The following is a 12,909-nucleotide window of genomic DNA, read 5'->3' on the forward strand; positions in this document are numbered from 1 at the left end:
TGTGAAGCTGACCAATACTAATTGCTCGTGAGGCTTGACTATACAACACCCAAGCAGTTGTATATAAAGCATCAATCGATTCATTAATATGCAAAGCAACTTGATTTAGTTATACGCTTAGCTAAAATGAACAAAATAAAGTAAGACTCAATCAGCCCATCTGTAAAGATTTGGAAAAAGCATCGGCAACCAATAAGACCAATGCAAGTATCCATACCAGTTGTGCTGGCGACCATAGCAAGAGTGAACCACCTGATCCCTTCCCGAACTCAGAAGTGAAACCTCTTAGCGCTGATGGTAGTGTGGGGTTTCCCATGTGAGAGTAAGTCATCGCCAGCTCATTATTCAAACACCCTCAACTTAACAGTTGAGGGTGTTTTTTTATGCTTGGAAAATTATATGACGAAAATAAAGAATCAATGCAATAAAAAAGAACTCTAGAAGAGTCCTTTTTTATATAAAAGAAATTTCTAGCTTGTTCTGGTTTAGAAATGTGCTTCTAAGCCTACATAGGGACCTTTAAACTCAAATTTAAGGTCATTATTATCGTAGTCATCTAAATCAATATTGAGTATGCGATAGCCTGCTGTTAAACCAAGATCAATTAATAGGTTATCTGCAAACTTATATTTTACTTCTGCTAATGCATCTGTAATTCGTGCATCATCAAAGTTTGTATACGTTGCTTCACCTTTAGCACTTAAGCCTGTAAATGGAAGTTTTACTTCACCTGATAAATAAGCAATAGGATATGTTTTATCAATATCCACACGCTTACCTGTATACGTAGTGATATCACCATTTAGTACAGTTGCACCAAGTCCGGCATCTACACTGACAATATTATCTAGTAATTCGTAATAGAGTATAAAATCGCTATGATCTAAATCAACTTTATAGTTAGCTTGACCTAAGGTTTCTGATTTAGTTTGAGTATCTAAATTTACGTAACGAATTTTTGCATTTGGAATAAATGGGATTGGGTGTTCTACTGACAATGAGAGTTGAGCACTACCTTTTTGATCTAGATCCTGATCATCAGGGAATTGAGAAGACATATTAGCTTTACCGTCATAAAACCAGTAGCCTACTTCTCCTTTGACTCCAACAAAGTCTGCTTGAGCAAAGCCACTTAAGCCCATCCCGAGCGCTAATAAAGACATTTTTAATATTTTCATTTTAACATCCGAATAAAAGAAATCTTCGAGCGCATGATATAGACATCTTGCTACAGATGCATTGATAAAAAATAAGCCTATCGAGTATATATCTATAAGATTTTTTGAGACTGAATAAAAATCCATGTATTTCAAATAACTAATATTTATTTATTAGTTTTGATGACACTAAGCCTATAAAAATTTTAGTATAAATTTTGTCATCTAACAGTAATGTGACATTTAAATCTTAATTGAAAACTGAAGAGTTAAGAAAAAATTACTGGATAAGTCGAGTAATTGAAGAGCTCTTTCAATGAATTGGAATAAAATATCATTGAACAATAATGTCCGACCCTAAGCTTTAGGGCGTAAAGATGAGCTGAAAAATAACCAATTGTGAAAAAAACTTGGAAAATTCGTAAAATTTCTGATGGAAATTACAGTAAAAAGAAATAAAAACAGGTATTGTTCAGCTACATAGGGGCAAAAAATGGACAAAAATCTTTAAGGAAGAATTTTCTATTTTTGCTTGTTTGAAATGAAATAAAAATACTCACAAGGTGCTTTTTATTCTCAATCAAACACAAAAGTATTCTTTGGTTCTTTTTTTGCATGCGGAATAACAATCAACAATAGCAGTAAAAATAAGTAATCTTTTAACATTAGGTGTTTTATGGCAGATTCTCGTGAAAACTGGACGTCACGATCTGGTTTTATTATTGCAGCCGTTGGTTCGGCTGTAGGCTTAGGTAATATTTGGCGCTTTCCATACGTTGCTTATGAAAATGGTGGTGGTGCGTTTCTTATTCCCTATCTATTGGCACTCATTACTGCTGGTTTACCGTTACTATTTTTAGATTATGCGGTAGGCCATCGTAGTACTGGCTCACCTCCAAAAGCATATCGTGCTTTATTTAAAGGCGGAGAAACTTTAGGGTGGTGGCAGGTTTGTGTCTGCATCATCATCGGTTTGTATTATGCAAGCGTCCTGACGTGGGCAGGTAGTTACGTTTACTTCTCTATTGGTCAAATGTGGGGAAGTGATCCAGAAGGTTTCTTCTTTAATACTTACCTACAAACCTCAAAAGCGACTGGTTTTGATCTACAGTTTGTAAGTCATTTATTCTGGCCGATTGTTGGAATTTGGGCACTTACTTTAATCATTCTTTATGGTGGCGTGAAAAAGGGTGTGGAATTATCTAATAAGATTTTCATGCCGTTATTATTCGTTCTATTCACGATTTTGGTAGTCCAGTCATTGCGTTTACCGGGTGCTGTTCAAGGTTTGAATGCATTCTTTACGCCAAACTGGTCAGCAATGATGGATTATAAAGTTTGGTTAGCAGCTTATGGCCATACTTTCTTCTCTCTCTCTGTTGGTTTCGGGATCATGGTGACGTATGCATCATATTTGAAACCAAAAACTAATTTAACGGGTTCTGGCTTAATCGTTGGTTTTGCAAATGCATCAACAGAGATTCTAGCGGGTATTGGTATTTTTGCAGCGCTTGGCTTTATGGCACATGCTGCTGGTACTGAAGTTAAAGATGTGGTGAGTGGCGGGATTGGATTGGCATTTATTGCATTCCCTAAAATTATTTCAAGTTTAGGTACAGGTGCCGATTTATTTGGTCTCTTATTCTTCTCTTCACTTTTCGTCGCAGGTATTTCTTCGATGGTCAGTATTTTGGAAGTGCCTATTGCAGCAATGCAAGATAAATTGAAATGGGGCCGTAAAAAAGCTGTAACCATTATTGGTGGTGGTAGTGCGCTCGTATCAATTATTCTATTCTCAAGTGTAAATGCAATTAAACTGGTTGATATTGTCGATCACTTTATTAATAACATCGGGATTATTGGTGGCGCATTAATATCAATTATTAGCGTAGCTTGGTTTAAACGTTCGGCTCTTAAAGAACTTAGTGACCATATAAATCGTATCTCAACCATTCAAGTTGGTAAGGGATGGGATTTCACTTTAACGGTTATTACATCTTTAATCTTGTTAACTACACTCTGTTTGACTGTTTTTAATTTGATCAAAAATGGCTATGATACTTATAGCATGAGCTTACAAGGTGTATTCGGCTGGGGCAGTGTGATTTTCTGTGCGGTCGTTGCAATCGTGTTAAGCAAAATGAAAGATCGCTAGGAGGATAAAATAATGAATACTTCGGCAATCGTGATGATGGTGATTTCGATGGTGTTTTTATGGGGTGGATTGATTTTATCCATTCTACATTTGTCGAAACATCCTGAAGAGTTAGATGATGTTTTAGAAGATGTAAAAGATCAGCACACACTTTGATGCTGATCTAGTAAAAAGCAGGCTTTAAGCCTGCTTTTTTTATGCAATTTTTTGAATTTTACAATAATAAAATCCATCACCAGATTGTGCTTGCGGCAGTAATTGGCGACCATGGGTTTGCTCAATTCCCCAATCAGCTTCAATTTTAATTTCTTTCGCATCCGTATGTTCTGCAAAGAAATCTATCATTTGCTGTTCATTCTCAACTTTTAAAACTGAACATGTAATATAGAGCAGTGTGCCTCCAACTTTGAGTTGTTGCCACATGTGCTGCAAGATCTGCTTTTGCAGCTCAATCGTTTGGCCTATATCACTAGATTGGCGTAATAAACGTATGTCAGGATGACGTCGAATGACCCCTGTTGCAGAGCAAGGTGCATCTAGCACAATACAATCTACAGGCTGCGCTGGAATCCATTGGGTTGCATCTGCTGCCAAAATTTCAGTATGAGTTTGATCGAGTGCTAAACGGTTTAAATTTTCAGTCACACGGACTAAACGGTTAGAATCTTGGTCAATAGCAATGAGTTGAGCCGGTTTAAACTTTTCGAGTAAATGAGCCGTTTTTCCACCGGGTGCTGCACAAGCATCAATCACTGTTTTATTATCTAAATCTGGCAATAATGTTGCACATAGCTGAGCATGCTCATCTTGTACAGAAAACCATCCCTCTTCAAAACCGGGTAGTTGGGTAATTTGAACAGATTGCTCAAGGACGATGCCTGCTTCAGATAAAATACATGCGCGTGCTTGAATTTCTGAACTTTGTAATTTTGCTAAATAAGCGTCTCGGCCAATGTGGCGTTGATTAACCCTTAAGGTTAAAGGTGCGACTTGCTTTAATGATTGGCATAGAGACTCGGTTTGTTCACCCCAATCTTTTTTCACACGCTTATAAAGCCAACTTGGTAAGCCATGCGCCTGTTGTAAACCTTGTTGAAATTCATCAGTTTCACGTGTCGCTCGGCGCAAAATAGCATTCACAATGCCGCTGAGTGCTGGGTACCCAAGTTGTTTAGTGGCGTCTACTGTTTCAGATATGGCAGCGTGTGCAGCAATACGCGTGCATAAAACTTGATAAAGACCGACGTAAAGACAGGTTTCAACAGTTTCATTGTTTAACGGTTTGCTGAGTAAAGGTAAGCTAATTGATTTAAGCGCAAACCATTGACGTAGTGTGCCCAGAACAAGTTCATGAAATAGTGCACGGTCACGTTCTGCAACTTGATTTAGCTGTGTATTTAAAATACTAGCGAGTGATTGGCCTTGCTGAACTTTTAATAACGTCTGGACGACTTGAGCACGTAAGTTAAATCGTGACGAATTTGATGAAACCTGACTCATGGCAGAATTTGTCCTACGTGAAGTTTTTGAGTTTGGGCAATTTGTTGGGCATTCATTGCTTTGCCGCCCGGCCATTGCACACTGGTCAGACAAATAAAGGAATCTTGCCCACAAGCAACATGTACGCCTTGCTTATCAATCGCGATAATTTCACCAGCTTGGACATTCGCTTTGTTTTGACTAGAAATTGTTGAACTCCAAACACGCAGAGCATTATTTTCGTCAAGTTGAACGAAGGCAACAGGCCAAGGGTTGAATGCACGAATATTTCGGTCAAGTTGAATAGCATCAGTTGACCAGTCAATTCGAGCTTCTGATTTCACGAGCTTGTGTGCATAGACTGTGAGGCTTTCATCTTGCACTTCACGTTTTTCAATAAAATTCTGCAAGCTTTGTTCTGATTCAAGTACGGTACAAATCGCTTCTGCCCCTTGAACAGCCAATTTGTCATGCAAGCTGGCAGAGGTCTCTTCGGCGGTGATTGGGCAGTAGGTTTTATACATCATATCGCCTGTATCTAAACCGGCAGCCATCTGCATAATCGTAATTCCTGTTTCATCATCACCTGTTGCGATTGCACGCTGAATTGGTGCTGCACCGCGCCATCGTGGTAATAATGAGCCATGAATATTTAAACAGCCATATTTAGGTGTATCGAGTACAGCTTGTGGAAGAATCAAACCATAGGCAGCAACCACCATCACATCAGCACCTAAAGCAGCGAGTTCTTGTTGCGCTGCCAAGCCTTCTTCTGTTGAAGCTTTAAAGTGAAGCGGTTGATAAACAGGAATATTATGTTCAAGGGCAAGCTGTTTTACAGGAGATGGCGTTAATTTTTGTCCGCGACCAGCTTTACGGTCTGGTTGAGTATAAACCGCGATAATTTCATGGGAAGTTTTTAATAAAGCCGCCAATGCTGTTGCAGCAAATTCGGGGGTGCCAGCAAAAATAATTTTCACAAATGCAATCCAAAAAGAGTTTGTGGGTAGTATACGTGAAAAACGTTTGAAGCCCTAAACTCATGGCTATTGAGAGATTTGGTTTTTAAATAGTGAACAAAAAATTATTGAAAAACTTTTATTGATAAAAAAAGGTTATGAAAAAATAAAAAATTATTCATGTAAGTTTTGCTAAATATTGACTGACTATTACTGTTCTTGGCTTTCCGAATATTATTTGCTTCTATAGAATGGAGAATGATCAAATTATGATGATGAGTCAATATTCCGACTGATCTAACGCTATATCAGTATCATTCAGCCAGAGTGGGAGAAATTTCGCTCAAGCACAACTTGTTGGAAACACTAATGCCTGACTATCGTTCAAAAACATCGACACACGGAAGAAATATGGCTGGCGCACGTGGCTTATGGCGTGCAACAGGAATGAAAGATGAGGATTTCGGCAAACCGATTATTGCGGTGGTCAATTCATTTACTCAATTTGTTCCGGGCCATGTACATCTTAAAGATCTAGGGCAGCTTGTTGCAGCAGAAATTCAGGCATCAGGTGGTGTTGCTAAAGAGTTCAATACGATTGCAGTAGACGACGGGATCGCAATGGGGCATGACGGCATGCTTTATTCTTTACCATCACGTGATTTGATTGCTGACTCAGTAGAGTACATGGTGAATGCGCATTGTGCTGATGCCATGGTCTGTATTTCTAACTGTGACAAGATTACTCCGGGAATGCTCATGGCTGCGATGCGCTTGAATATTCCTGTGGTTTTTGTGTCTGGTGGACCAATGGAAGCAGGTAAGGTCAAATTCCGCGGTAATGAAAAAGCGATTGATCTTGTTGATGCAATGGTTGTTGCAGCTGATGAAAGTTATACAGACGAAGAAGTTGAAGAATTTGAACGTTCAGCATGTCCAACCTGTGGTTCATGTTCAGGTATGTTCACTGCAAACTCAATGAACTGTTTAACCGAAGCGTTAGGTTTATCTTTACCGGGTAATGGTTCGATTGTAGCGACACATGCTAATCGTAAAAAATTATTCTTAAAAGCAGGTCAGCTTATTGTTGAATTGGCTAAGCGCTATTACGAACAAGAAGATGCAAGCATTTTACCTCGTTCAATTGCAACAAAGGCTGCATTTAAAAATGCCATGACGCTTGATATTGCAATGGGTGGTTCAACCAATACCGTTCTACACTTATTAGCTGCGGCAAGTGAAGCGGAAGTTGACTTTACCATGGACGATATTGACGAACTATCACGTCGCGTGCCTGTATTGTCTAAAGTAGCGCCTGCAAAACAAGATGTTCATATGGAAGATGTACACCGTGCAGGTGGCATTATGGCCATTTTAGGTGAACTTGATCGTGCGAATTTACTTGATGTATCACTACCAACTGTACATGAGAAAACTTTAAAAGATGCATTGGATAAGTGGGATATTATTCGCACTGAAGATGCAGACGTATATGAGTTCTATCGCTCATCTCCAGGTGGTGTACCAACGCAAGTTGCTTTCTCTCAAAATCGTTACTATGCAACTTTAGATGGCGATCGTGAAAAAGGCGTTATCCGCAATGCAGAACATGCATTTTCTAAAGATGGTGGTTTAGCTGTTCTATACGGCAACATCGCTCTTGACGGCTGTATTGTAAAAACTGCGGGTGTAGATGAATCTATCCTAAAATTTACTGGCACAGCGCGCGTGTTTGAGAGTCAAGATGCTGCCGTAGAGGCAATCTTGGGTCATGATATTAAAGCTGGCGATGTCGTTGTTATTCGTTATGAAGGTCCACGTGGTGGTCCGGGTATGCAAGAAATGCTTTACCCAACAAGCTATCTCAAATCAAAAGGTTTAGGAAAAGACTGTGCATTAGTTACAGATGGTCGTTTCTCTGGTGGTTCATCAGGTCTTTCGATTGGACATGTTTCGCCAGAAGCTGCTGAAGGCGGTGCCATTGGTTTGGTTGAAGATGGTGATACCATTGAAATTGATATTCCAAACCGTACCATTCACTTGAACGTTGATGATGCGACTATGGCGCACCGTCGTACAGTTCAAGAGGCGAAAGGCTGGCACCCGAAAGAAGAACGTAAACGTAAGGTATCAAAAGCGTTAAAAGTTTATGCAATGCATACAACAAGTGCAGCGAAAGGAGCTGTACGCGTTCTATAAAATATTCAATTTTAATAATTGAGTAGAAATTATGCACTCTTCAGCATGATGAATTATTATCTGTTGAGGGTGCATTTTTTTCGCCTGATGAAAAAAATAGGCTTGTAGATTAGGGTGTTGCAAGTCATTCTATGGGTTTGTCATAAAATGATGATAAAATCTTCACCGATGCAGGAACACGTGCAATAACGTGATATTTGTTCTGCGAAGCAGAGCTCGTCATTATTTTGTATATTAAGCTTCTGCTGCACTTTGTACTGCGATCAAAGCAGTTTTTTGGTCTAGCTTAGGATTTTATTTTTTAGAGGCACTATTCATGTCACTGCTACGCCGTTGGTTTGACCCTATCCGATCGAGTTGGTTTTACCAAAAACCCTCTCGTCAAGCGGTGTTACCCACGGAAAATGGTTTAAGTATTTATTTACGACTTGATGATGTGTATAGCTATTTGGCTGTTCAGCAATTGTCTCAGCTCGATGAGATTTTAAGTGATGAACTTAAGCCTTTAAAAATTATTATTTCCCATACGGCTTCTGAACCTCCAAATGGTATGTCACATGAAGAGTGGCAAAATTATTGTCTGAATGATGCCAAAATATTAGCCAAGCAACACCGTTTTGCTTTTGATGAATTTCCAGAAATCCCAAGCCAAGAATCTTTAAAACAAGCCGCTGTCATATTAAAAAGAACCCCATTACAAGGTCAGAATTTCTTACATTTACTAGAAGATATTTTTCACATGCTTTGGCAGCAGCAATATGGAAAGCTGCGTACTTTACATGCCATGGCAGTTAAACATCAGCTTCCTCAACATTTTTCAGAACGTATTTTTACGGATGAGCCTGTACCGGCGGCATACTTTGAATTTGGTGGACGTAAATATCATGCAGTAGATGATTTATTACGTTTAACCCGTCGTCTAAAGCAGCAAAAGTTACTTACTGGTAATCCGATCTTTTTAATTAATCATATCGAATGGCGTGAACATTTGATTAATGATGCTGAGGCACTTACTGAAATTCAGACACTTCGTCCTGAACTCGATATATATATTGCCTTAGAAGATCCAATGAGTTGGCTGTTACTTGCTTATATTAAGGAAGAGCTGGCCGATTATTATGACATTCAATTAAAAGTTTACCCCTTAAGCTATCAAGGCCGAGATTGGTTTGACTGGAGTTTGGCAACCCGTGTTTCTAAACGAACAGATGTAGCTTTTACCCCTTTTTGCCGACCAACAGAAGAAAGTACGCTTGAAATGGCAAAACTTTTCTATAGTGTGCAGGAAAATCAGCAAATCGATACGGTTTTTACGATCTTGCAGGCTGTTTGGACAAAAGGCAAAGATTTATCTTTCAAAAAGCATTTCCAAGAATTACAGCAGCAGTTGGGAATTGAGCAGTTAACCGAGCAAGATGTGCCATCTGTTCTGGCTCAAAATGACGCATTTTGCAAAGATAAGCATCAGCCTGATTTACCAGTTTTAGAGTTGCGTATTGATGGGCAAAGCTATGTATTTAATAGTTTGTATCGTGTTTGGATGATTGAAAGTATTTTTAGCAATGTATTAGAAGAAAAATATAAAACAGCCTCAACTTTTAATTGAGGCCTTCTCCTAAAAACAAGAATAGGGCAAAGCCTGTTTTTTCCGTAGCATAGCCTTGTAGGGAATCGGAGATAAACAGTGACATTTCTAGCAATTATTATGGTGGTTTTTGCCTTTGCTGGCATGATTAAAGGCATGATCGGCTTAGGGTTGCCCGCGGTATCGATGGGCCTACTCACCATCGCAATGAGTCCTTTTCAAGCAGCATCTCTTCTGATTGTTCCTTCAATGGTCACTAATGTCTGGCAGCTTTTCGCTGAGGGGCATGTCTGGTCTTTTATTCGCCGTTTCTGGACTTTGCTTGTAGGCATTGTGGTGGGCTCAATATGGAGCTTTCTGCCCACCTTGAGCCAAAGTCATGGGCATAGTAGTGAAATTTTATTAGGCTGTATGTTGGCTTTATATGGGCTCTACGGTCTATGCGTGAAAAAGCTTCCGCACTTAGGCAAGCATGAACATTGGTTATCGCCCATCATTGGTTATATTGGTGGGGCAGTGACGGTAGCAACAGGTGTGATTATTATTCCAGTAGTGCCTTACTTGCAGTCGTTGCATTTAAAACGTGATGAGTTGGTACAGGCTTTGGGGCTGACTTTTACTGTCTCTACCATTTGTCTTGCAGTTTTTTTACACCACAACCCTATGTCAGGAATGACACTGGACTACCGTTTATCTTTTGCGGCTTTATTGGCTGCATTAGTTGGAATGTGGTTAGGTAAAAAAATCCGTTATCGACTCAATGAACAAAAATTTCGTCGTATATTTTTTATTGGTTTGGTGTCATTAGGAATTTATATGGTTTTGCACTAAGCCAAGTGTTTAAGGGCGATGTTGCAGTAAAAAATCAGAAAACTGTTGATAGCTTTGAGGGAGTTGATTGAAATTTTGTGTGGCTAAAAGCAGTTTACGATTTGCCCACGCACCGAGTAATTGAATCGAATGAAAATCATAGTCCGATTGCAAACGCTGTGCAGCGCGGGCGGGGATAATTGCAATTCCAACACCTTTCGCCACAACCTCAGCAATTGCGCCAAAGCTAGGTAAACGTAAACGATACTGTATGTTAAAGCCTAGTAATTTAGCTTGAGTTTCAATTGATTGTTGCAGAGAGTGGTGGGGCTTAAGACCAATAAAGCCATAACTTAAAGCATCTACCAAATTCAGCTCCTGGTATTGAGCTAAATTGTGGGTAGTAGGGCAAATCAGAACTAAAGGGTCGCTGGCAAATTCTTTTGTTTGCAAATGTCGGGTATCAAAAAAACTTGAGACGAGTCCTAAATTGGCAATTCCCTGCGTTAATGCATCTACAATTTCAGAGCTTTCGGCTTCATGTAAATCGATATTCATTTCGGGATGCAGTACAAGATATTGCGGTAAGAGAGGCGGTAGATATTCACTTTGAGCAGAAGAGTTACACCACAGCGTTAATGCCTCTGTGGTAGGGTGCCTAAAACGCTGCATTTCTTGTTCGAGTTGATCTTTTTGTGCTAAAAGCTGACGAGCATGTTCTACAAAAGCATGACCAGCTGTAGTGAGCTCTACGCCTGTAGTTTGGCGAATAAATAATGGTGTTTCAAAATACTGTTCGAGTTTTTTTATACGTTCGCTGGCAGCCTGAAGTGAAATCGCGGAACGATCTGCACCTTTAGTTAAGCTACCTGTAGAGACAATATGGAGAACCAGTTGTAAATCAAAAAAATCAAAACGCATGACAGGGAACGTATTGAAGGGTAAGAGATCATCATACTAAAAAGTGATCAAGAAAGGTCGATGAAAAATAATAATAAAAAAGGCAGCTGATGCTGCCTTTTGGAACTTACGTTTTATCTTTTAAACTAAATAACCAGTTCAAAATAATGGCTGCAAATGTTGCTGTACCAATGCCGCCTAAATTGAAATTACCAAACATCAATTCAAAGTTTCCAGCACCTAAAATAATCGTCACAGAAGCAACAATCAGGTTTTTATTGTTAGAAAAATCGACTTTATTTTCAATCCAGATTTTTGCACCAGCAATGGTAATTAAACCAAATACGACAATAGATGCACCTGTTAAAACAGCATTTGGGATGGTACTAATCACTGCACCAAATTTTGGAGATAAACCCAAGAAAATAGCGAAGACACCAGCAATGACAAAAACAATGGTTGAATAGACACGAGTTACTGCCATAACTCCAATGTTTTCACCGTAGGTGGTCATACCCGGTGCACCTACGCTACCAGAGAGTGTTGTGGCCAAACCATCTGCGACAAATGCTTTGCCCAATTGTGGAGTCAGGTTCTCACCAGTCATGGCACCAACAGCTTTAATATGCCCTAGGTTTTCTGCTACTAAAATAAGAGCAACTGGAGCAATAATGAGCATAGCTCTGGTGTCAAAAGTAGGATGTGAAAAGCTTGGGATACCGAACCATGCAGCTTGAGAGATCTGGCTAAAATCGATTGGTTTTCCTAAACCTAGACCATTGGTGGTGATGGCATAAATCACATAAGCCAAGATTAAACCGACCAATAGAAGTAGACGTTGCAATAAGCCGCGAGTAAAGACCGCAATACTTCCCATACAAAGTACGGTAATTAAGGCCATCCACATTTCAAATGGTTGGCCTGCAACACCTTTAATCGTAACAGGTGCAAGGTTTAGACCAATAATCATCACAATGGCGCCAGTAACGACAGGCGGCATAAGTTTTTCAATCCAGCGTGTACCGGTGAGCATCACAATAAAACCGATGAGGGCATAAAACACACCGCACGCAACAATTCCACCTAAAGCCATAGAGAGGTTTGGATTTGCACCTGAACCTGTAATATGCCCAGTCGCTGCCGCAACCACACCAATAAAGGCAAAACTTGATCCTAAGTAACTTGGAACGCGACCACCTGTAATTAAGAAGAACAGGATGGTACAGATGCCAGACATTAAAATGGCAAGATTTGGATTAAAACCCATCAGTAATGGTGCTAAAACAGTTGCTCCAAACATGGCAAACGCATGTTGGATACCTAAAATAGCACTTTGAACTGGAGGGAGATATTCATTGGTAGAGACTGGCCGATGGTCAATATCACCTTGGTAAGGCTGCCATTTTGGAAACCAATTGGACATAAAATAAACTCGTTATTCTTTAATTGGTGCAATGATACTCTTTCTTGAGAATGCATTTAATCTCTAGAGAGAAGTATGTCAGTGAAAATTAATTATTTTTTAACGATTGGTATAATTTTTTAAATTCTAAATGTACGTATTTAGTTATTTTTTTCTTATAAAAATTAATTTTATGATTTTTAAAAAATATTTAAAAAAATAGAAAATCGGGGAAAATTTAAGAAAACTGGGGAACTTTGTAA

General features: G+C 39.3%; 10 protein-coding genes and 1 rRNA gene. 6 read left to right on the forward strand and 5 right to left on the reverse strand.

What is annotated here, in order from left to right:
- The first annotated feature begins 224 nt into the window (after positions 1 to 224).
- A 5S ribosomal RNA gene (gene rrf, locus BMW38_RS13730) occupies positions 225 to 339 on the forward strand.
- Positions 340 to 485: 146 nt separating this feature from the next.
- Here the strand turns inward: rrf and BMW38_RS13735 are convergent.
- The gene (locus tag BMW38_RS13735; RefSeq protein WP_092709017.1) at positions 486 to 1,178 is read right to left on the reverse strand and encodes a TIGR04219 family outer membrane beta-barrel protein; all 693 of its coding nucleotides are present in this window, start codon (positions 1,176 to 1,178) and stop codon (positions 486 to 488) included.
- A 655-nt stretch (positions 1,179 to 1,833) separates the two neighbouring features.
- Between BMW38_RS13735 and BMW38_RS13745 the strand changes: the two genes are divergently transcribed.
- Both BMW38_RS13745 and BMW38_RS13750 read left to right on the forward strand, forming a co-directional pair.
- A complete protein-coding gene (locus tag BMW38_RS13745) occupies positions 1,834 to 3,312 on the forward strand; it encodes a sodium-dependent transporter (protein WP_092709020.1) in 1,479 nt (492 codons plus the stop codon).
- 12 nt (positions 3,313 to 3,324) lie between these two features.
- Complete coding sequence (locus tag BMW38_RS13750; protein WP_004640212.1) at positions 3,325 to 3,468, forward strand: methionine/alanine import family NSS transporter small subunit; 144 nt, start codon at positions 3,325 to 3,327, stop codon at positions 3,466 to 3,468.
- A gap of 39 nt (positions 3,469 to 3,507) precedes the next feature.
- On the opposite strand, the gene rsmB is transcribed toward BMW38_RS13750, so the two are convergent.
- Positions 3,508 to 4,812, reverse strand: coding sequence for a 16S rRNA (cytosine(967)-C(5))-methyltransferase RsmB (gene rsmB / locus BMW38_RS13755; RefSeq protein ID WP_092709023.1), 1,305 nt, complete (start codon positions 4,810 to 4,812; stop codon positions 3,508 to 3,510).
- Positions 4,809 to 5,771: a methionyl-tRNA formyltransferase gene (gene fmt / locus BMW38_RS13760; RefSeq protein ID WP_092709026.1), complete on the reverse strand. Its 963-nt coding sequence runs from the start codon at positions 5,769 to 5,771 to the stop codon at positions 4,809 to 4,811. The genes rsmB and fmt overlap by 4 nt, the downstream gene beginning before the upstream one ends.
- Positions 5,772 to 6,119: 348 nt before the next feature.
- Between fmt and ilvD the strand changes: the two genes are divergently transcribed.
- The 3 genes from ilvD (at position 6,120) to BMW38_RS13775 (ending at position 10,365) form a co-directional block, all read left to right on the forward strand.
- Positions 6,120 to 7,949, forward strand: coding sequence for a dihydroxy-acid dehydratase (gene ilvD, locus BMW38_RS13765; protein ID WP_042895987.1), 1,830 nt, complete (start codon positions 6,120 to 6,122; stop codon positions 7,947 to 7,949).
- Between the two features lie 316 nt (positions 7,950 to 8,265).
- Entirely contained in the window at positions 8,266 to 9,555 is a 1,290-nt protein-coding gene (locus BMW38_RS13770; protein WP_092709029.1) for a hypothetical protein, read from the forward strand.
- A 78-nt stretch (positions 9,556 to 9,633) separates the two neighbouring features.
- The gene (locus BMW38_RS13775) at positions 9,634 to 10,365 is read left to right on the forward strand and encodes a sulfite exporter TauE/SafE family protein (RefSeq protein WP_213031166.1); all 732 of its coding nucleotides are present in this window, start codon (positions 9,634 to 9,636) and stop codon (positions 10,363 to 10,365) included.
- Between the two features lie 9 nt (positions 10,366 to 10,374).
- On the opposite strand, the gene BMW38_RS13780 is transcribed toward BMW38_RS13775, so the two are convergent.
- Positions 10,375 to 11,265 (reverse strand): LysR family transcriptional regulator, encoded by an 891-nt coding sequence (locus BMW38_RS13780; protein ID WP_092709032.1) that lies wholly within the window; start codon positions 11,263 to 11,265, stop codon positions 10,375 to 10,377.
- Positions 11,266 to 11,371: 106 nt separating this feature from the next.
- Positions 11,372 to 12,667: a solute carrier family 23 protein gene (locus BMW38_RS13785; protein ID WP_005037795.1), complete on the reverse strand. Its 1,296-nt coding sequence runs from the start codon at positions 12,665 to 12,667 to the stop codon at positions 11,372 to 11,374.
- Positions 12,668 to 12,909: the final 242 nt, after the last annotated feature.

The organism is Acinetobacter sp. yr461 (assembly GCF_900110445.1).
Classification (GTDB): domain Bacteria; phylum Pseudomonadota; class Gammaproteobacteria; order Pseudomonadales; family Moraxellaceae; genus Acinetobacter; species Acinetobacter calcoaceticus.